Below are 20,550 nucleotides of genomic sequence, written 5' to 3'. Positions count from 1 at the left end.
GCAACAAAGGAGAGTCGAACCATGAATGTACTCAAGCTGTTTGAGTTAACAGGCAAAACAGCGATTGTAACTGGCGGAGGCCGGGGATTAGGACGGCAGATCGCCGAAGCGTTCGCTGAAGCTGGCGCCAACATCGTGCTCTGCTCCAGGAAGGTGGAAGCATGTGAGGAAACAGCAGAGGGATTAAAAAATCTTGGAGCGAAGACACTTGCTTTAAAGTGCGATATTACAAATCCGCAAGATGTTCATGCTGTGGTCGATCAAACACTGAAGGAATTTGGTGCGATTGATATTCTCGTGAACAACAGTGGAGCGACATGGGGAGCACCCGCTGCTGAAATGCCTTATGAAGCGTGGAAAAAGGTCATCGACGTTAACGTGACGGGCACATTCTTAATGAGCCAGGCTGCTGGAAAAGTGATGATTGAACAAAAATCCGGCAAAATCATCAATATTGCATCTGTTGCCGGACTGGGTGGCACGGATCCTCGCTTTATGGATACGATCGGCTACAACACAAGCAAAGGTGCGGTCATTACGTTCACCAAGGATCTTGCCGTGAAATGGGGACAGCACAATATCAATGTTAACGCGATTGCGCCAGGGTTTTTCCCGACCAAAATGTCCAAGGTGCTGATTGAGCACGGTAAGGATGCCATTCTTGGTGGAACACCGCTTAACCGTTTTGGAAGTGAAGATGATCTTAAAGGTGCGGCATTGTTTCTTGCTTCCAACGCTTCAAATTATGTAACCGGCGACGTCCTGATCGTGGACGGCGGGGCACACGCCATGTAAAGAATCCAATAAGGGGGCATGTATGAGACTGCAAGGGAAAACAGCTATCATAACCGGTGGAGGAGGGGGCATTGGAAGAGCGACAGCCCTTCTTTTTGCCAAAGAAGGAGCCAATATTGTTGTCGCTGATGTGAACGAAGAGCTTGGGGAAGAGACGGTCCATCTCATAAGAGAGCAAAATGGATCAGCTTTCTTTGTTAAAACAGATGTTACAGACTCCATCCAGGTAAAAAAGATGATCGACGCGGCGATTAGCGAATTTAGCGCTCTGGATATTTTGTTCAATAATGCTGGCATCGGTAACCCTGAAGTGAAGAGCACAGATCTCGCCGAAAGCGAATGGGACCGCATTGTTGACATTAATTTAAAAGGAGTCTTCCTCGGCATCAAACATGGCGTTCCCGAACTGATCAAAGCTGGTGGGGGGGTGATCATCAATACTTCAAGTCTGCTTGGGTTAAAAGGGCAAAAATACGTATCCGCGTATAATGCATCAAAGGGCGGTGTAGTCCTTCTCACTCAGAACGCTGCGCTTGAGTATGGCAGACATAATATCCGTGTCAATGCTGTTGCTCCAGGAGTGATCGATACGAGCATCATCGATGACTGGAAGAACAATGAAAGAAAGTGGCCGATCATCTCTTCCGCAAATGCTCTGGGGAGAATCGGATCACCGGAGGAAGTAGCAACAGCCGTGCTGTTTCTCGCCTCCGAAGAAGCATCTTTTATCACAGGTACCACTTTATCGGTGGATGGAGGCGGATTGATCTTTTGAATGCAAATTCTGCCGAAAAGCCAACTCATCAATTTTATTAATCTGGAGGGTGAATGATGAGCGAAAACAAAGTTTGGAAAAGCCATTATCCTGAAACCATTCAGCCAGATTTACAGATTCCTGATATGTCCATACCGCAGCTGCTTCAACAGACAGCAGATCGGTATCCAGATTTAAATGCCCTTTCATTTTACGGCCAGAAGACTACATACCAGGAACTGCAACATCTCGTAAACCGCTTTGCATCCGCTTTGCAGCAGACGGGTGTGGAAGCTGGAGATCGTGTAGCCATCATGCTGCCGAACTGCCCTCAATATGTAATTGCTTATTATGGGGTGCTGTCGGCAGGGGCTGTTGTTACCCAAGTTAATCCGATGCTCGTTGAGCGGGAGCTGCAGCATATCCTTGAAGACAGCGGGGCGGATACCATTGTTGTGTATGCACCCCTTTATGGACAAATAAAAAAATTGCACCCGGCTTCTCCTTTGAAACGCATCATCACTGTCAGTCTTGAGCCAAACGGACAACAAAAGGATCTTTCACAAGATTTTTCTTTTTCTCAATTTTTACAGTTGGGCAGCGGACTGATTGATCCTGCAGGGATCGTCTCTGAACGGGATGTCGCGGTCCTTCAATATACCGGAGGTACAACCGGACGTTCCAAAGGCGCCATGCTTACACATAAAAATATCATCGCTAATGTATTGCAGTCGTATGAATTTTTTAAGTTCAACATTGAGATTGGCAAGGAGAAGTATTTAACCGTCATCCCCCTTTTTCATGTGTTTGGCATGACGTCCTGCATGAACCTCGCCATCTATACCGCATCGGAATCGATCATGCTGCCGAGGTTTGATATCGATGAGGTTCTTCAAACCATAAAAAAAGAACAGCCTACCGTTTTGCCAGGAGTCCCAACCATGTATGTGGCGATCACCAACCATCCGAAAGCGGAAAAATACGGGATTGGCAGCATTAAAGTGTGCAACAGCGGAAGCGCTCCGATGCCTGTGGAACTGATTCAAGAGTTTGAAAGAAAGACAGGTTCAAAGATTTTAGAAGGCTATGGGTTATCTGAAGCATCACCGACCACACATTGCAATCCGATGTTCTCGGAACGAAAAGAAGGAAGCGTCGGCATAGGGCTCCCATCCACTGATTACCGCATAGTGGACTTGGCAGCCGGAACAGAAGATGTGAAGACAGGTGAGCTGGGAGAGTTGATCATCAAGGGTCCCCAAGTCATGAAAGGATACTGGAACATGCCGGAGGAGACCGAACATACGCTTCGGGACGGGTGGCTGTATACCGGGGACATCGCCCGAATGGATGAGGAAGGGTATGTCTATATTATGGACCGCAAGAAAGATCTTATTATCGCAAGCGGCTACAATATCTATCCCCGGGAGGTCGAAGAAGTCCTTTATGAATTCCCCGCCGTTCAGGAAGCTGTCGTCATCGGGGTTCCGGATGCCTACAGAGGAGAGGATGTAAAAGCTATCCTCGTACTAAAAGAAGGAAAAACAGCGACGGAAGATGAGATCATCCATTACTGCAAGCAAAACCTTTCGGCATATAAGATTCCGCACGTCATCGAGTTCCGCGGCCATCTGCCCAAAACGAATGTCGGCAAGATTTTAAGAAGGGCTTTGCGCGATGAAGCAAGAGTAAAGACAACATAGCAGCATTTTTATAGGTTTATAGATCGGACATTAAAAGGAGAGGAATGGAATGATATAATTTTTCCTGAGATTGATAAAAGAATGCGAGGACACTGACATGAAGGAAAAAATTACGGAATGCAGCATCCGTCTGTTTGAGAAGAAAGGATTCAGTGAAACATCCATCCAGGATATCGTAGATGCGCTCGGGGTGACAAAAGGGACATTCTATTATTATTTTTCAAGCAAAGAAGAGCTGTTGATGAACATCCACAACGGATATATTGATGAGCTGTTGAACCAGCAGGAACGTGTCATTGCTGACGAGATGAAATCCAGCAAAGAGAAGCTGTTTGAGATCGTTTATGCGCTGATCGGCAACATCAGACAGGCCGGGGCAAGCGCCAAAGTGTTTTTCAGAGAAATCAAGAACCTGAACGAAGAGCGCCTCTCACAGATCATCCCTAAAAGAGACCGCTTCCGCATCAACCTGGAGAACCTGATCCGTGACGGTATGGAAAACGGTGAACTCCGTTCAGATCTGGACGCGTCCATTGTAACATTTGGGATCCTTGGTGCAGCGAACTGGAGCTATCAGTGGTTCAATCCTGAAGGACGTATGTCTGAACGTGAAGTTGCTGAAACTTTTGTAGAGGTGATCCTCAATGGCCTCGGACAGAAAGATTCAAACGAAAAAAGGAGGCAATAAGATGAAAGCAGAAGAGGTACGGCAGATTACAGTACTAGGTGCAGGGCAGATGGGACATCAGATCGCCATGCTGTGTGCTCTTGGCGGATTTGGAACCATCATACAGGACGTCCAGGAACAGGCTCTTGCTGCTGCGCAGGACAAACTCCATGCAATTATGGACAAATGGGTGTCTAAAGGAAAGCTTTCTGCCGATGAGAAAGAAGCAGCATTTCAAAAGCTGCGTTTTACGACCAGCTTTGAGGATGCGGTCAGAAATACTGATTTTGTCATTGAGGCTGTTGTAGAAAAATTGGATGTAAAGCGGGAAGTATTTTCGAAGCTTGATCAGCTAGCGCCAGAGCACACCATTTTTGCGACAAACAGCTCCACCATCGTCAATAGTTTAGTTGCTTCAGAGACAAGCCGTGCGGATAAGGTAGTCAACATGCATTTCTTCTTCCCCCCGCTCGTGATGGATTGTGTGGAAGTAGTGATGAGCGACAAGACCTCTGAAGAAACGGCGCGTCTGACCATGGAGATCTCCAAACGGATCAATCGTACTGCCGTTCTGCTCAAAAAAGAGATATCCGGGTTCATTGCCAACCGCATATTAGGCGCACTTCAAAAAGAAGCTGTTTACCTGTATGAACAGGGCATCGCTGACTTTAGAGATATTGATATCATCTGCCGAAAAGCATTGAACCACCCGATCGGCCCGTTTGAACTGATGGATTTATCCGGTATTGATGTCGGCTACTTTGTTATGGAACAGCGCTATAAAGAGACCGGTGATCCAGAAGACAAACCGTTTGCTTGTATTGAAGAGAAGGTAAAGCAAGGGCATCTAGGGAGAAAGAGGGGCAAAGGCTGGTACAACTATGAAACTGAAGGAGTGAAACAATAATGGGAAAATATCTTGAAGTGGTCAAACAAAATCAGCTCGCTGTTATTACGATTAACAATCCGCCGCTGAACGTATTGAGCAGGTCTGTATTCCAGGAGCTGGATGATACGTTCATGGAGCTCGAGAATGACCGAGATACCGTAACCGTCGTCCTAACAGGAGCGGGAAAAAAAGCATTCGTCGCCGGGGCTGACATTAAGGAGTTTCCGGAGATGATGGGAAACCCTGACATGAAAGCGCAAGTGATGGAGGTTCACTATATTCTGAACCGCATTGATTCCTTTCCAAAACCGACCGTCGCTGTATTGAACGGTTTGACTCTTGGAGGCGGCTGTGAGCTTGCCCTTTCATGCGATATGAGGATAGCAGAGGAACAGAGCCGGATCGGACTGCCTGAAATCACCCTCGGATTGTTTCCTGGAGGGGGCGGGACACAGCGTCTTCCTCGCTTAATAGGGGAAGCAAAAGCAAAAGAAATGATGTTTACCGGTGAGCCGATTACAGCCGCTGCCGCCGAACGAATCGGACTGGTCAACCAAGTGGTCCCAACCGGAGAAGGACTGGCAAGCGCCAAACTGTTGGCCAGTAAGATCACCCGCCATTCGCTTCAGGCGCTTTCCAGAATCAAACAATCTGTGGATGAAGGCCTGAACAAATCATTAAACGAAGGCATTGAAGTAGAAGCGTCCCTGTTTCAGGAAGTGTTCCAAACGGAAGATATCAAAGAGGGCGTTCAGGCATTTTTCGAAAAAAGAAAACCGGCCTTTCAGCACCGTTGATCGGTAAGAGGCAGAAAGGGAGAGTAAACATGGATGAAATTGAACTGACCGTCCGCTTCTGTGAAACGGATGCCCTGGGCCACATCAACAACACGAGTTATTTTATTTATCTTGAGGAAGCGAGGGTCCGGTGCTTTGAATCGCTTGGACTGGATATGAACACGAACGAATGGAGCTTTATTCTAGCTTCCACAAAATGTGACTTTATGGCACAAGGATATTTTAACGATAGACTGCTGGTGCGTACCGGTGTATGTAAAATAGGCACCAAAAGCTTTACGTTAGTGCATGAAATCTATAAAGCAGAAACAGAAGAATTAGTTGCGAGAGGAAATGCCGTTATTGTATATTTTGATTTTAAAAAACAGCAAACCGCGAATATTCCAGACTTTCTGCGGGACGCTTTGGAAAGAAATCAAATATTGCAGCCTCAAGAGTCAGAAACTTGAGATCAATTGAGTGGGGAGGAGGAAGATATGAGTAAGGATACGATAGCCGTTCGCCAGGGAGAAGAACTTGACCTTGCTGCGCTGGAGCGTTTCCTCAGGCATTCCATTCATGAATTGCCGGAAGAGCCGCTTGAAGTCCTGCAGTTTTCAGGCGGACATTCCAATTTGACGTATCAAGTCAAAATAGGGGAATGGGAAGCTGTTCTGCGAAGGCCTCCGCTTGGACCCGTCGCGCCTAAAGCCCACGATATGGAGCGGGAATTCCGTATTCTGTCTGAGATTCATGAAATGTTCCCGCCGGCTCCAAAGCCTCTCCTTTTTTCTAAAGGGGAAGAAGTGGTTGGAAGTCCGTTCTTTTTGATGGAGAGGAAACACGGAATCGTTGTTGATACCTCTTTTCCAGAAGGAACCGAGGTTACTCAGGATTTATGCCGCCAGATTTCCAGCGAGATGGTGAATCAGCTCGTCAGGCTGCATGCAATTGACTACAAAAAAACAGGACTATCCGAAATCAGCAGGCCTGATGGGTTCATGGAACGGCAAGTTCAGGGATGGATTTCGAGATATGATCGTTCGAAAACCGACGATATTGCGGAAGTAAAGCATTTGACCACATGGCTTTCCGTCCATATCCCTAAAAATGAAACCGCTTCCATGATTCATTACGATTACAAGCTGAATAACAGCATGTTTGACCACCGCTTAAACACCATGACCGGTCTGTTTGACTGGGAGATGAGTACGGTCGGGGACCCGCTGGCCGATCTCGGGGTTGCGATGGGGTACTGGATTGAAGCCGATGACCCCGATCTTTTGAAAACGGGATTGGGAAAACCGCCAGTTACCACGATGGAAGGCTTTTATACAAGAAAGCAATTTATAGAGGAATACGCCAAAAAAAGCGGAAGAGACGTCAGCTTGATCAACTTTTATTTAACATTTGCCTATTTCAAACTGGCGGTGATCTGCCAGCAGATCTATTACCGGTATAAAAAAGGACAAACTCAGGATCCTCGTTTTTCTCAGTTCAACAGCTTTGTCAAAAGCTTAATTGTGCACGCCTCGCATACCGCTTTCGGACGATGAGGTGAATAGATGAAAGTCCATTTGCTTTTGAAAAAGGAAGAGATTCTACCGGAAAAGATGGCGGAAAATAGCAAGGTTGCCGTCGTGCTTGATGTCTTGCTGGCCACCACGGCCATCGTATCTGCGTTGTATCAAGGAGCAAAAGGTGTTATTCCTGTGAAAGACCACAACGAGGCGCGGGAGTTATCAAAAATGTATCAAAAGGGAGGTTGCATACTGGCGGGAGAGCTCCACGCGAAGCCTATTACCGGATTTCTATATCCGAGCCCTTTATTGCTGAGCGGCCAAGTCCAGGGAAAAACACTCATCTTATCCACGACGAACGGCACAGTGGCCCTCCGAAATACGGAAGGTGCACAAAAAGTATATATTTCTTCCTTGCTTAACAATAAAGAAACGGCCAAGGCTCTGCTGAAGCACCAGCAGGGAAGTACAATCGTTATCATCTGCTCCGGTAATTCTGGAGAAGTCAGCCTGGAAGATGTATATGGAGCGGGGCATCTTATCACTTCTTTAATCGAACTGGCTGATGTGTCTCTGCAGCTGAGTGATGCTGCCCGAATGGCCTATTATTTGTACAAAGGCAACCAGCAAATGGGACGTGAGCTTCTTGAGTCATCCTATGTTGGTCATTTATTTGCCAGACACGGCTTGTACAGCGATTTGCAATATGCCTCAACGGAAGATGCTGCTCCCGTTGTTGCCGTGTTGGAAGACGGGAAAGCTACGATTGCACGAGATCATATGCAGAAACAAACATAACCAGAATGGAGGGGCATTGCGTGGAAAATACCGGAACGAGAGTGAAAGGCTCTGAATTTTTATTCTCAAACCTGGATGAGGAACACTTGTTTACCCCTGAGGATTTTACTGAGGAACACGTCATGATTAAGACAACGGCCCGCCAATTTATTGAAAAGGAAGTCTACCCTTTTCGTGAAAGCATCGAAAACCAGGATTTTGACTGCATTGTTGCCCTATTAAAAAAAGCGGGGGATCTTGGCCTTTTGGCTCACAGCATTCCAGAACGATACGGCGGGCTTGGCCTTGATAAGATCAGCAAGGGAATCGTTGGGGAGATGATTGGCCCTTCGAGCGGATACGGAGTGGCGCACTCCAATCACACATGCATCGCTACACTTCCCATCACGTATTTCGGCACGCCTGATCAAAAGAAGAGGTATCTTCCAAAAATGGCTTCTGGTGATTACATCGGCGCGTATTGTCTTACGGAACCGAACGCCGGTTCGGATGCACTGGCAGCCCAAACAACTGCAGTGCTAAACGAAGAAGGAACCCATTATGTCTTAAACGGCACAAAGATCTATATTACAAACGCCGTATTCTCCGACACTTTTATTGTGTATGCCAAAGTGGACGGCACCAAGTTTACAGCGTTCATCGTCGAAAAGGATTTTCCCGGCTTGTCCCTCGGACCCGAAGAGAACAAAATGGGAATCAAAGGTTCGTCGACCCGATCGGTCATTTTAGAAGATTGCCTCGTCCCGGCAGAAAACCTTCTTGGAGAAATCGGTAAAGGACATGTGATTGCCTTTAATGTTCTGAACCTGGGACGGTTTAATCTTGGATCGGCCACGATGGGAGCTGCTAAATTCGGACATCAGAAAGCGGTGCAGTTCATTCAGGATCGCATGCAATTCAAGCAGCGGATCGCAGACTTCCCCGCAACGAAAGAGAAAATCGCCAGAATGGCTGCCCGCCTGTATGCGGCAGAATCCCTGCAATACCGGACCGCGAGCCTGCTTGAAGATGCTCTTCATGATCTTGATGAGTCTTCCGATTTACAAACCGTCGGAAAACGCATGAGTGAATACTCTGCAGAATGTGCGATCTGTAAAGTCTATGGATCGGAAACGTTGGATTATGTCGCGGATGAAGCGCTTCAGCTGCATGGAGGCGCAGGATTCATAAAAGAATACGGGATAGAACAGATGTACCGAGACTCAAGGATCAACCGTATTTTTGAAGGTACGAACGAAATTAACCGGCTGCTCATACCAACCCACCTTTTCAGGAAAGCAATAAAAGGTGAGATCGACCTTCAATCATCCATCCATGGTGCGATACAATCCTTGCAGCAGGAGGCTGAACAAGGCACATCTCTTATGGGTGAAGAATTACACGCAGTAGAAACCATACGCCATCTGTTTCTTTTCTCTGCGGGCTTGGCCTATGAAGCATTTGGTGAAGGACTGATTCAGGAACAGGAGGCACTGATGGCTCTCGCGGATTTAGCCATCATGCTTTATGCAGCTGAATCTGCTGTTTTCCGTACTATAAAAGCTGTCAAGAAATACGGAATGGAAAAGGCAGCTCTCAAAACAGCCCTTACCCATACAGTATTAGAAGACAGCCTGTGGGAAGCTGAAATGCTGTCACGGAAGCTTGTACATGAGCTGACAGGCGGAGAGAAAAGAAATCAGCTCAACATGCTAATCCATCAATCTTGTAACCGCTGTCATCAGTTTGGCAGGAGGGCTTCAAGAAACCGGATGATCGCAGAGAAACAATATGAAGCAAATGCCTTTGTTTGCTAAAGGAGAAGGATCATGAAATTCTCACAATCGATTGCACTGATTACTGGAGCCGGAAGCGGAATCGGACAAGCTGCTGCGATAAAACTGGCTAAAGAAGGGGCACAGGTCATCTTGGTAGGACGAACCCGATCCAAGCTTGAAAACACGGCCGTCGAGATCAGCAGGATAACAGGCGCTCCTCGACCCGAAACCTTTGCTGCAGACGTAACAAGTGAAAAAGAAGTTGAACAGTTGGCAGAACATGTCCATCAGCAATTCGGTGATCTGCATGTTCTGATCAATAATGCGGGAGGCAGCTCCCAGACGAGAATCATGGAGACAGCAGCCAGTGAATGGGATCAGGTTCAGAGCGCAAATTTAAAGAGCGTGTTTCTCGTTTCCCGCATTCTTGGAAACATTATGGCAGAGGGCTCTAAAAAAGAAGCCGCAAACCCAAATCGGAAGAACAGAGCTATTGTCAATGTGGCTTCACTGTCCGGGCATCAGGCAGGTGCACTTATCCCGCATTACAGTGCCGCTAAGGCGGGGGTCATTAACTTTACAAGAGCGCTTGCGCTTGAACTGTCTCCATTTGGCATTCGGGCAAACTCTGTTTCTCCCGGTTTTATCGAAACACCTCTTACCCAAGCAGGCCTTGAGAATGAACAATTTGTCAAAGCTATCGAGAAGAACACGGCATTGAAAAGAGTGGGCAAACCGGAGGAGATCGCGAATATTATTGCTTTTCTGGCATCCAGCGACGCCTCTTATATGACAGGATCTGATGTGCTGGCAGATGGCGGCTGGCTAATCATGTAATCTAATGAAGGAGGAGAAAAAATGAATCAAGATCATCTTTTAGTAGAATTCGAGGGTCCTATTATGATTCTAACCTTGAACCGTCCAGAAAGTTTAAATTCCTTCAGCCAAGAAATGATTAACGGTTTGGCAGAAGCGTGCCTGGGAGCTCAGACAAGGGACGACATTAAAGTCATCGTGCTCAAAGGAGCCGGCCGCTCCTTCAGTGCAGGCGGCGATGTGAAGACGATGGGGCAGGCCAGTCCCAACGATGTATATGAGCATATCGGGAAACTTAACCGATGTATCCTCGCGATGAAGGAAACGGAGATTCCGATTATAGCAGCCGTCCATGGGTTTGCTGCAGGCGCCGGCTTTAACCTTGCGATGGCGTGTGATCTTATCGTTGCAGCGGAAGACAGCAAGTTTGCCCTAAGTTTTTCTCAGGTCGGCCTGATCTCCGATGGCGGAGGCTCCTATTTCCTTCCGAAGCTTATCGGCCCTCACCTTGCGAAGCAGTTCTTCTTCAGCGCCGAGCCGATCTCAGCAGAAAGACTTTACCAATTAGGAGTCATCAATTATTTGACTCCACTTGAGAGGCTTGAGGATGAAGTGTACAGTCTCGCTGCGAAACTCGCTAACGGTCCCGTTGCAGCGTTTGGAAAAATGAAAAAGCTCATCGATGCTTCCTATCAATCTACTCTTGAAGAGATGCTTGAGCAGGAACGTCTAAACCAGGCACTCATGATTTCGACTGAAGATCACCAAGAAGGCATTTCCGCTTTTAAAGAAAAAAGACAGCCCGTGTTTACCGGCAAATAGGAGGATAATAAATGAGAGCTGTACGATTTAAAGAATACGGAGGCCCGCAGGTACTTGAAAATGTAGAAATCGACAAACCGGTTCCAAAAGGCCATGAACTGCTGATTGAAATTCATGCGGTTGGCGTGAACTATGCAGATACTGCACGCAGAGAAGGCCAATATGTCGTTCCCACTCCTTTGCCCTTTGTTCCTGGTGCAGAAGTGGCAGGAACCGTCGTTGAAACCGGTGAAAAAGCCTCTCATATAAAACCTGGTACAAGGGTAGTTACCTTGATCGAGTCAGGAGGCTACGCAGAATACGCATTGGCCGACGGAAGATTTATTATTCCTCTTGAGGATCATCTTGATTTCCAGCAGGCAGCCGCCTTGCCCCTGCAAGGGTTAAGCGCCTACCATATCCTGAAGACGATGGGGCGAATGCAGGAAGGAGAAACCGTTCTTGTCCATGCAGCAGGAGGAGGAGTCGGAACAATCGCTGTCCAGCTTGCGAGGCTTTTTGGAGCCGGGAAGGTTATTGCCACAGCAAGTTCCGAGGACAAACTCGAGCTCGCACGGCAGCTGGGTGCTGATGTTGCCGTGAATTATACGGAAGAAGACTGGGAAAAACAGGTCCTTGAAGCGACAGACGGAAAAGGAGTGGATGTCGCTCTTGAGATGGCTGGGGGAGAAGTCTTTCATAAAACGATGAAATGTCTCGCTGTTTTCGGCAGACTCGTGATCTATGGCGTCGCAAGCGGTGAGCCAAGCAAGTTTTATCCTTCAAATCTCATGGGGAAAAATCAGTCGGTTATCGGTTTCTTCCTTCCGCAGATCATGAGAAGACCGGACTTGTTAAAGCCGAGCCTGCAAGAACTGTTCACCTATTTGTCTCAAGGAAGCCTGAAGCTGACCATTGGTGATGTATTCCCATTACAAGAAGCGGCACAGGTTCACGACCTGCTGCAATCAAGAAAAACTAAAGGAAAGCTGCTCTTAAAGCCATAATCACAAAATAGCATGCAGATCCCATTTTCGATCAACTATCAGGAGGGGAAAGCTGTGAATACTCGCCATTATCCTTTTTGGCCAAAGCGGGTCAGTAAAACACTGACGGTACCAGACACAACACTCTACGATAATCTCCTTGTTTCCGCGAGAAGGTATCCCCAAAAAACAGCGCTGATCTACTACGGGGCTTCTTATACATATGAGGAGCTCCTCCGTGAAGTCGATCTTCTTTCAGGCTATATGGAAAGTGAGCTGAAGGTAAAAGCCGGTGACCGGGTGATGCTTTTTATGCAAAATTCACCTCAGTATTTTATTGCCTTCTATGCCATCATGAGAGCAAGGGCAGTTGTCGTACCCATTAATCCTATGAACACGGAACATGAGCTGGAATTTTATATTAAAGATTGTGAAATTGAATCAGCCGTGATCGGGCAGGAGTTATATGATTCAATCAGCCCGCTTCTAACGGCAGCCTGTCTGAAAAACCTTCTCATCGCTGCGTATTCTGACTACCTTCCTTCAGAAGGAACCGGCGAGAATCTTCCAGAGACGGTAAAAGAGGAAAGCGAACGGTTTGAAGGAGAACACCATCATTTGTGGAGGAATGCTCTCAAGGCAGGCTATCAGCCATCTGCCTATAGAGGAGAAGCTGGAGATATTGTTTGCTTGCCGTATACTTCCGGCACGACCGGTCTGCCAAAGGGCTGCGTTCATACGAACAGGACGATTCAGGCGAATGTTGTCAGCGCGGTGAACTGGATGAATACTACTTCCGACAGCGTTCATCTCACCACGCTCCCTCTTTTCCATGTGACCGGCATGCTCCATAGCATGCATGCACCGATTTTTTCCGGTTCTGCGATGGTGATGCTGACGCGTTGGAATCGGAACGCGGCAGCTGAAGCGATCCAGTCTTATCAGGTCACTCATTGGGTGAATATCAGTACGATGGTCATCGATTTCCTGGCCAATCCTCACCTCTGTGATTATGATCTTTCGTCCTTAACAAGCATAGCTGGAGGCGGAGCGGCATTGCCGGAAGCAGTCGGGGAAAAGCTTTACCAAGTGCTTGGGTTAAAGTTTGTCGAAGGATACGGCCTTTCAGAGACGATCTCTCATACCCATTTTAACCCGCCTGACCGGTCAAAGCTGCAATGCCTCGGTATACCTTCCTTTGATGTTGATGCAAGAATAGTGGATCCCGTCACCCTAAAGGAACTGGGAGTGGGAGAAGCCGGTGAAATTGTCGTTTCCGGACCGCAAGTGTTCCAGGGCTACTACAACCGTCCAGAAGAAACACAGCAGTCTTTCTTTGAAAGGGACGGCAAAGCCTTTTTTCGGACAGGGGATATCGGCAGATTTGACGATGACGGCTAACAGGCCTGTGTCGTCGGCATTCCCGATCCAAAACGAGGTGAATCAGTTAAAGCTTTTATTATTTTAAATGATACCGATCGCGGCAGGGTATCAGAAAAAGAGATCATCGAATTATTTTATGGTCGACCGCGTCAAGCGGATGATCAATGCTTCAGGCTTTAAAGTTTGGCCGACTGAAGTTGAATCGCTTCTCTATAGCCACCCGGCTGTACAGTATCCGGGCGATGAGTTCAATAGTAGAAACAGTAACTGGTCCTATCTCTGCAAATCAGCTTGGTAAGACACTGATCCATGAGCATTTTATATTCGGCTATCCCGGCTTTCAAGGCGATGTTACGCTTGGAAGCTTTAATGAGGAAGCAGCGCTTAAGGAAGCTGTAGAGATTGCCCAGGTGATGGCATCCCATGGAGTAGATACCGTCGTAGATCCCACCCCGAATGAATGCGGACGGAACCCTCTTTTTTTAAAAAAGGTCTCAGAAGCCACCGGACTTCAGATCATTTGAACAGGACATTTATGAAATGTTTCTGGCCGAGATCACAGAAGGCATTGCGGGAACGGGTATAAAACCAGGGATTATTAAAGTGGCATCCAGCAAGGACGAGATCACCGACTATGAAGCCATGTTTTTCCGGGCAGCAGCCAGCGTTCAGCAAAAAACAGGGATCGTCATCCTAACGCATACACAAGAAGGAACGATGGGCCCTGAGCAGGCAAAGCTTCTTCTTGACCATGGTGCTGATCCCGCAAATATTATTATCGGACACATGTGCGGCAATACGGACCCATCTTATCATAAGAAAGTCTTGGACCAAGGAGTGCGCATTGGCTTTGACCGATTCGGACCGCAAGGGCTGGTAGGAGCCCCATTTGATCAGGAACGGATCGACATGCTAATCGCCTTGCTCGATGACGGCTATGAAAATCAGATTTTGCTGTCTCATGATACGGTGAATATTTGGCTAGGGAGACCGCCGGTGTTGCCGGACCAGCTTGCTGCTATCATTGAGAACTGGACACCGGCTCACCTTTTTCTCAACATCCTGCCGGTTTTAAAGGAAAGAGGAGTAAGCGGCCAGCAATTGGAAAAGATGTTTAATAAGAATGCCCAAGGTCTTTTCAGCGGTATGGCCGCGAAAGTCAACTCTTGAGCATGCAAAAAGCAGCGGAAATCCGCTGCTTTTTTTGTTAGGATTGGATGGTTTCTTCAACCGGATAGAGGGATAGATCTATATCCAGTTCCATTCCCAAGGCCAGTTTAGCAAGCTGCTCTCCGATAAACGGACCCATCGTTAATCCGGAAGCACCGAGCCCATTGGCAAACAGCACGCCTTCCCAGTCCGGCAATTTGCCGATCACCGGGAGAAAGCCAGGAGTGAAAGGACGGAAACCAGCTCTAGCTTCGGTAAAAGAAGCTCCGGAAAGACCAGGGGCCGTATTGAGTCCTTTAGCAAACACTTCCTGCAGGCCTCCTGCAGTTATGCGGTGATCATAGCCGTCCGGATCGTTTTCATGAGTGGCTCCAATTACGATCCGGCCGCTTTTGAACGCCAGAACGTATTGATCACTTGGCGGCATAACCACCGGCCACGAGCGTGTATCGGTGTCAGGAAGCTGAAGATGTACGATCTGCGCTTTTTGATAAGTTACGTTCATACGGATATTTAAGGGCTCGAACAGTTCGTTCGCCCAAGCCCCCGCACATACGATAACCTTATCGGCATCAAAGGTTTCACTGCCTGCTTTTATCCCCGTCACCTTTTTTTCGCTGAATAAGAGGGAGGCATCTTCTTGCAGCAAGACCGCTCCGTTTTTTTTGGCTCCTCTAAGTAAAGCATCACGAAGAGCACGCCCATCGACACGTGCGGCGCCGCTTACATGAACGGCTCCAACATCATCTCTTAGAGCAGGAAACAGGGCGCGTGTTTCCTCAGGGCTGAGGATTTTAATTTCTCCCATTTCGGGGGCTTCTTTTTTTCGTTTTAATGCCCGTTCTTCCATTTTCTTCAGCTTTTCAGGTTCATGATGCAGGCTGAGGGCACCTACCCGGGCATAACCTGTTTCAGTTTCGCCATCAGCTTCTAATTGCTCGATTAAACTCGGATAAAAAGCTGCGCCATTTTTCGCCAGGGCATACCATGCTTTATTCCTGCGCTGTGACAGCCAGGGACAAATAATGCCTGCTGCTGCATCGGTGGCTTGCCCTTGATCTTTCCGGTCGGCAAGAATGACATCGGCACCCTTTTTACTTAAAAGATAAGCAGCAGAAGCGCCGAGGATCCCCGCTCCAATAATAATACATCTTTGCATTTTTTCAGCATCCTTTACTTCATCGTCCTCATCTATTATAACCGAATCGCAGAATAGAGAAATAAGTCCTTTTTATGTATAATAAGAAATGAAAATGATGTTGAAAGAGAGTGGAAACATAATGGGACGTAAGTGGAACAATATTAAAGAGAAAAAAGCGTCAAAAGATGCCAACACGAGCCGGATCTACGCTAAATTCGGACGCGAGATATACGTGGCTGCAAAGCAGGGGGAACCCGATCCTGAATCGAACCAGGCATTGAAGGTCGTTCTTGAACGGGCGAAAACATACAGTGTTCCCAAAACCATCATCGACCGGGCAATAGAGAAAGCAAAGGGCGGATCGGACGAAACGTACGATGAACTCCGTTACGAAGGATTCGGACCGAACGGATCAATGGTGATAGTAGATGCATTGACCAATAACGTGAACCGCACCGCTGCAGATGTCCGTGCAGCTTTTACTAAAAACGGCGGAAACATGGGTGTGTCCGGTTCAGTAGCATACATGTTTGAGGCCACAGCAGTATTCGGCATCGAAGACAAAACAGAGGACGAAGTACTGGAAATTCTTATGGAAGCGGATGTAGACGCTCGCGATATCATTGAAGAAGATGGTTCTGTTATCGTGTATGCGGAGCCTGACCAATTTCACGCCGTCCAAGAGGCGTTCAAGAACGCCGGCATCACTGATTTTACAGTTGCTGAACTAACAATGCTTGCACAAAACGATCTGTCACTTCCTGAGGATGCAAAAGCTCAATTTGAAAAGATGATCGATGCGATTGAAGACTTGGAAGACGTACAGCAGGTATACCATAACGTAGATCTCAGTGAATAAACAGAGAAAGCAGACCTTCGAATTCGAAGGTCTGCTTTTTATCATGTATTTTTTATTCTATTACGCACTGTGGGATAATGGAGCAGCAGAAGCTTCCTTCTTACTGAATTTGATTTCCAGATAAGTCCTTACCCAGTGATCAAGACCGATTCTCCCGGCATTGGCGCCTGAAGCGAGAACAATCATACCGACTAAGACCATCTGCGGGTTGACAGAGGTTGTGCCTGAGAAGAGATATGCAAAGTTCATCGTTAGGCCCATGAATACAGCCAAGCTCGTAAACATGCCTAACAACAGCCCAAGTCCTACCAAAAATTCGCCCCATGGAATCAGGACATTAAAGATCCCGGCATTCGGCAAAGCGAATTCTCGTAAAAAATCACCCCACCAAGGCTGAACAGCTGGATGGGCACCAGAGACCTGTTTAATAGCTCCCATCATAAAACCACTGGCATCAAAATGGCCGCTGCTGATTTTTTCCCATCCTGCCTGAATCCACTTAACTCCCAGATACAATCGAAGCACGGTAAGCAAAAAAGAGGCTATACGATTTACTCTTAACCATTGAATGAACATGAAGTTCCTCCTTCACTTTAAATGATAACGATTATCATTATCACATTTGATCCGACCCCGGTCAATGTGAAAATAGTTTTATTCCTGTAAAAAGTTGCAGTTAAAAAGAACCAGTCAAAGAAGTGATATTTCTGTCCGGAAAAATGTATGGATGAAAATCACCCAGTTGTTTATTGATTTATCCGGGGTTCCCATCGTTGACACCATAGCCGCTCAGCAGCTCTTTCAGCTGACAGAGATTTTATCCTTGATCGGCATCGCAATAATTAAATTAAAAGGCAGGTTAGATGATCAATTTTTCAAAGGATTTCATCTGCATTTAGAGAATAAAATATCGAAAACCAATAAAGGAGGCAGAAAAAGGGAGGAGAGTAAGGATGGATGTATTCGTAAGCCAGTATGATTGCATACAACGAACGAGGGAATCATTATTTAATTACTGTGAAGCGTTATTACCTGCAGATTATGTTAAAGATCTTGATTCCTTTGGCGGTGATTCAATTCGCAGTCTGCATGCTCATGTAGCGGATTGTTATTGGACATGGTTGGGGATTCGTGCTCTCGGAAAGCCAATTCATCACTTACAACCGAAGTCCGTTAACGATGTACAGGAAATGCGCGAGGTTTTTAGGAAAACGGACGCCATAGTTCATGAATTTCTGAATGAATTTCATGGCAAGTGGGATCACCCAATTGAAGTTTCTTTGAAGGTTGGCAGCATGGAAACAACCCCTTTATGGCTATTTACGCACACCATCACCCATGAGTTTCACCATAAAGGACAGATCGTAAAAATAGGCAGACAACTTGGCTATACCCCGCCGGATACGGATCTCATCGAACCTCATTTCGTACGTAACAGAACATAAATGGCTACAGATATTAATTAAAAGAAGATGCTTAAAGAACTCATAATTGAGCATTGAGTTCTTTTTTTTGAACAGAATTGATTTCAAAAAGACATTGCTTAAAACAAAATACTTGCTTTTGATTTGTGCAGCAGCATTGGAAAAATAAACACAGAATCACCTATAGACAGTTCAGAGATCATAGTTTATTCCCGGATTAGGAGATTAATGGAAATTAAAAAAGGTTTATAATTATCGGACTCATTTATTGATTGGATTAAAGCAATAATTAAATCATTAACGACTAAAGGAAAAGATGTCTCGTAGGAGAAGGGAGGTTCTATTGTGCGTAAGGGATTCATTGTCCTATTGTTTTAACAGTGTTCTTGGCTGGCTGTGGAAATTCTATGGTAAACAAGAATGCTGAAGAAAAACAAGGTTCTAACGTGGCAAAGAAGGAAGTAAAGAACGATAAACCAGCACCTATACCTAAATTGTTACCGCCTCCAAAACCACCTGTGATAAAGGTAGAGAAGCCTTAGTTGCACACACTTCTTTTTATTCCGTTTCGTCTTCTTTTGTTTCGTAATCGTTAACTCTGGCCATTCCTGGAATGCTTTTCCTTGCGAGACAAGGTAACGTTGTATAAATATATCAAAGTCAACCTTTAATTCTTTTGGAAATTTTTTGTCCTGCTTTAATCTGGCTGCCTTTCCACTCTCTTTTGTATGAGCAAACAGATTTCAATATCGCTTGATTCTTTTCTGTCGCAAGGATCACCTCCTGCCATAGCTAAGCTCGGGTTTCTTACCTGCAACACTTTAAATTGCCGCCCATGAGTAATTTTTGTGAGAAACCAAACCTCAAAAACACAATTGGCATTTGGTCTACGAAAACAGCTGTGTCAAAAGAGCTGTTTTTTGTACTTTCTTCCATCTTTTTTAGAATAAAATCTCTCAGATTGAATATTGTTTACTAGAAACGGACGGAAGAAGGTGAATTCTATGAGACTTCAAGCGGTGTACTTCTGGCTTCTTATCATGATCTCCACGACAGGGTTCAGTTATCTTTATCTGCCCTCGCTATATACAGTCGGCTTCTTGGTAACCGGACTCATCATGGTTTGTTTAGCTTATATTGCGGTTGATCTTAAAGAGGAGGAGGAATGGGATGAGAGACAGCAATAATAGATTGTTCTCAACGGGGATCAAAGTTTCTCTCCTGAGCATCCTGCTTTTCTTTGTTGCAGGATTTATCTCATCTTCAGAGATTAAATTCGATGTTTCATCCTCACTGGTCAAGAAGTGGTTCAATAACTTTACGACTGAGGCGCTAGTTTATGCCATTGGTTCAGAAAACCCTTATTATACACAGGTCCTGCCAAAAGAAAGCAAGCCCCCCGCTGCTTCTTCCATTATGCTGCAGCTCATGACCAACCTGAGGCCAGGGGACCCTCGAAGTCTGATCGGAACAGAACTGCCGGGCTTTGCGATCTATGATTCGGAAATTTATATCGCTGGAAAAGGGACAACCTATTCTACCCTTCCGATCGAACCAACATTGCCGCTTCAAGAGATTTTAAAACCGAACGAACCGAATAAAAAGAATGTCGATATTGATAAGCCACAGGAGAATATTCCACCGCCGAAACTAAAAACGAAAGGCGAAGTCGTTTATATCTACCATTCACACAGCTATGAATCATTCCGGCCGATTCTGCAAGGAGGAAAATTCACTAGTTCCAATCCAAAGACCAATATCATTGCGGTAGGCGACCGGTTAAAACAGGATCTGGAGAGCAGAGGAATTGGTGTAGACCATGACACGACAAACGTAGGGGAGAAGCTGAACGCCCGAAAGTGGAGCACCAATCGAGCGTATGCACTTTCCAGAGAAACGGTCCAGCATGCCATCTCACAAGACCGGAATCTCTCCTATCTGATCGACATCCATCGCGATTCCCAGCCGAGGAAAATGACCACGATCACTATTAAGAACCAGCCCTATGCGCGGTTATGTTTTATCGTGGGAAGAGAACACCCGTCTTTTGAGAAGAACCTGCAGATCGCAGAAGAACTGAACAGGCTGGTGAACAAACAATATCCTCATCTCAGCAGGGGGGTCATTATTAAAAATAAATCCCAAGGCAACGGCATCTATAATCAGGATCTCTCGAACAACGCCATGCTGATTGAAATGGGTGGAATTGATAACGATTTCCGCGAACTATACAGAACTGCCGATGCTTTTGCAGATGTATTCAGCAGCTACTATTGGCAGGCAGAGAAGGTAAATGGAGATGCGAATTAGA

The 20,550-nt window shown here is 46.4% G+C and carries 20 protein-coding genes and 2 pseudogenes; 20 read left to right on the top strand and 2 right to left on the bottom strand.

Annotation, left to right across the window (positions count from 1 at the left end; genetic code table 11):
* Positions 1-21 precede the first annotated feature (21 nt).
* The 15 genes and pseudogenes from ABHN01_RS13195 (at position 22) to ABHN01_RS13125 (ending at position 14,815) form a co-directional block, all read left to right on the top strand.
* Positions 22-795, top strand: coding sequence for an SDR family oxidoreductase (locus ABHN01_RS13195; RefSeq protein ID WP_290399282.1), 774 nt, complete (start codon positions 22-24; stop codon positions 793-795).
* 22 nt (positions 796-817) lie between these two features.
* Positions 818-1,570 (top strand): SDR family NAD(P)-dependent oxidoreductase, encoded by a 753-nt coding sequence (locus ABHN01_RS13190; protein ID WP_290399281.1) that lies wholly within the window; start codon positions 818-820, stop codon positions 1,568-1,570.
* A 56-nt stretch (positions 1,571-1,626) separates the two neighbouring features.
* Positions 1,627-3,252: a long-chain-fatty-acid--CoA ligase gene (locus ABHN01_RS13185; RefSeq protein WP_429875919.1), complete on the top strand. Its 1,626-nt coding sequence runs from the start codon at positions 1,627-1,629 to the stop codon at positions 3,250-3,252.
* A 97-nt stretch (positions 3,253-3,349) separates the two neighbouring features.
* A complete protein-coding gene (locus ABHN01_RS13180; protein WP_429875918.1) occupies positions 3,350-3,940 on the top strand; it encodes a TetR/AcrR family transcriptional regulator in 591 nt (196 codons plus the stop codon).
* A gap of 1 nt (position 3,941) precedes the next feature.
* Positions 3,942-4,826 carry a 3-hydroxyacyl-CoA dehydrogenase family protein gene (locus ABHN01_RS13175; protein ID WP_429875917.1) on the top strand — a complete coding sequence of 295 codons (885 nt, stop codon included), beginning with the start codon at positions 3,942-3,944 and terminating at the stop codon, positions 4,824-4,826.
* Positions 4,826-5,605: an enoyl-CoA hydratase gene (locus ABHN01_RS13170; RefSeq protein WP_429875916.1), complete on the top strand. Its 780-nt coding sequence runs from the start codon at positions 4,826-4,828 to the stop codon at positions 5,603-5,605. Before ABHN01_RS13175 ends, ABHN01_RS13170 begins: the two co-directional genes overlap by 1 nt.
* Before the next feature lie 29 nt (positions 5,606-5,634).
* Positions 5,635-6,054: an acyl-CoA thioesterase gene (locus ABHN01_RS13165; RefSeq protein ID WP_429875915.1), complete on the top strand. Its 420-nt coding sequence runs from the start codon at positions 5,635-5,637 to the stop codon at positions 6,052-6,054.
* 27 nt (positions 6,055-6,081) lie between these two features.
* The gene (locus ABHN01_RS13160) at positions 6,082-7,140 is read left to right on the top strand and encodes a phosphotransferase family protein (RefSeq protein ID WP_429875914.1); all 1,059 of its coding nucleotides are present in this window, start codon (positions 6,082-6,084) and stop codon (positions 7,138-7,140) included.
* A 9-nt stretch (positions 7,141-7,149) separates the two neighbouring features.
* A complete protein-coding gene (locus ABHN01_RS13155) occupies positions 7,150-7,902 on the top strand; it encodes a 2-phosphosulfolactate phosphatase (RefSeq protein ID WP_429875913.1) in 753 nt (250 codons plus the stop codon).
* A gap of 20 nt (positions 7,903-7,922) precedes the next feature.
* Positions 7,923-9,698: an acyl-CoA dehydrogenase family protein gene (locus tag ABHN01_RS13150; RefSeq protein WP_429875912.1), complete on the top strand. Its 1,776-nt coding sequence runs from the start codon at positions 7,923-7,925 to the stop codon at positions 9,696-9,698.
* A gap of 12 nt (positions 9,699-9,710) precedes the next feature.
* Complete coding sequence (locus ABHN01_RS13145) at positions 9,711-10,496, top strand: SDR family NAD(P)-dependent oxidoreductase (protein ID WP_429875911.1); 786 nt, start codon at positions 9,711-9,713, stop codon at positions 10,494-10,496.
* A 21-nt stretch (positions 10,497-10,517) separates the two neighbouring features.
* Complete coding sequence (locus ABHN01_RS13140) at positions 10,518-11,297, top strand: enoyl-CoA hydratase/isomerase family protein (protein ID WP_429875910.1); 780 nt, start codon at positions 10,518-10,520, stop codon at positions 11,295-11,297.
* An 11-nt stretch (positions 11,298-11,308) separates the two neighbouring features.
* Positions 11,309-12,283 carry a quinone oxidoreductase family protein gene (locus ABHN01_RS13135; RefSeq protein WP_429875909.1) on the top strand — a complete coding sequence of 325 codons (975 nt, stop codon included), beginning with the start codon at positions 11,309-11,311 and terminating at the stop codon, positions 12,281-12,283.
* 54 nt (positions 12,284-12,337) lie between these two features.
* Positions 12,338-13,774 (top strand): annotated as a pseudogene (locus ABHN01_RS13130) (AMP-binding protein); the annotation flags it as partial.
* A 113-nt stretch (positions 13,775-13,887) separates the two neighbouring features.
* A pseudogene (locus ABHN01_RS13125) lies at positions 13,888-14,815 on the top strand (phosphotriesterase family protein).
* Positions 14,816-14,852: 37 nt separating this feature from the next.
* Here the strand turns inward: ABHN01_RS13125 and ABHN01_RS13120 are convergent.
* On the bottom strand, positions 14,853-15,974 hold the full coding sequence (locus tag ABHN01_RS13120; protein ID WP_429875908.1) for an NAD(P)/FAD-dependent oxidoreductase: 1,122 nt from the start codon (positions 15,972-15,974) through the stop codon (positions 14,853-14,855).
* Between the two features lie 121 nt (positions 15,975-16,095).
* Between ABHN01_RS13120 and ABHN01_RS13115 the strand changes: the two genes are divergently transcribed.
* The gene (locus tag ABHN01_RS13115; protein ID WP_429875907.1) at positions 16,096-16,815 is read left to right on the top strand and encodes a YebC/PmpR family DNA-binding transcriptional regulator; all 720 of its coding nucleotides are present in this window, start codon (positions 16,096-16,098) and stop codon (positions 16,813-16,815) included.
* 60 nt (positions 16,816-16,875) lie between these two features.
* On the opposite strand, the gene ABHN01_RS13110 is transcribed toward ABHN01_RS13115, so the two are convergent.
* The gene (locus tag ABHN01_RS13110; RefSeq protein ID WP_429875906.1) at positions 16,876-17,391 is read right to left on the bottom strand and encodes a DoxX family membrane protein; all 516 of its coding nucleotides are present in this window, start codon (positions 17,389-17,391) and stop codon (positions 16,876-16,878) included.
* Between the two features lie 151 nt (positions 17,392-17,542).
* On the opposite strand from ABHN01_RS13110, the gene ABHN01_RS13105 reads away from it, so the two are divergent.
* The 4 genes from ABHN01_RS13105 to spoIIP all read left to right on the top strand — a co-directional run bounded on the left by ABHN01_RS13105 (position 17,543) and on the right by spoIIP (position 20,549).
* Positions 17,543-17,794 carry a hypothetical protein gene (locus tag ABHN01_RS13105; RefSeq protein WP_429875905.1) on the top strand — a complete coding sequence of 84 codons (252 nt, stop codon included), beginning with the start codon at positions 17,543-17,545 and terminating at the stop codon, positions 17,792-17,794.
* Positions 17,769-18,260, top strand: a complete 492-nt coding sequence (locus tag ABHN01_RS13100; protein ID WP_429875904.1) for a DinB family protein — start codon at positions 17,769-17,771, stop codon at positions 18,258-18,260. The genes ABHN01_RS13105 and ABHN01_RS13100 overlap by 26 nt, the downstream gene beginning before the upstream one ends.
* Before the next feature lie 983 nt (positions 18,261-19,243).
* Positions 19,244-19,426 (top strand): hypothetical protein, encoded by a 183-nt coding sequence (locus ABHN01_RS13095; RefSeq protein ID WP_429875903.1) that lies wholly within the window; start codon positions 19,244-19,246, stop codon positions 19,424-19,426.
* Complete coding sequence (gene spoIIP, locus ABHN01_RS13090; protein ID WP_429875902.1) at positions 19,410-20,549, top strand: stage II sporulation protein P; 1,140 nt, start codon at positions 19,410-19,412, stop codon at positions 20,547-20,549. The genes ABHN01_RS13095 and spoIIP overlap by 17 nt, the downstream gene beginning before the upstream one ends.
* The last annotated feature ends 1 nt before the right edge of the window (position 20,550 follow it).

It is taken from the genome of Fictibacillus sp. NRS-1165, from assembly GCF_050468105.1.
Lineage (GTDB): Bacteria > Bacillota > Bacilli > Bacillales > Fictibacillaceae > Fictibacillus_C > Fictibacillus_C terrinigri.
The sequence above is the reverse complement of the archived record's forward strand: the minus strand, read 5'-3'. Positions and strand labels throughout refer to the sequence as shown.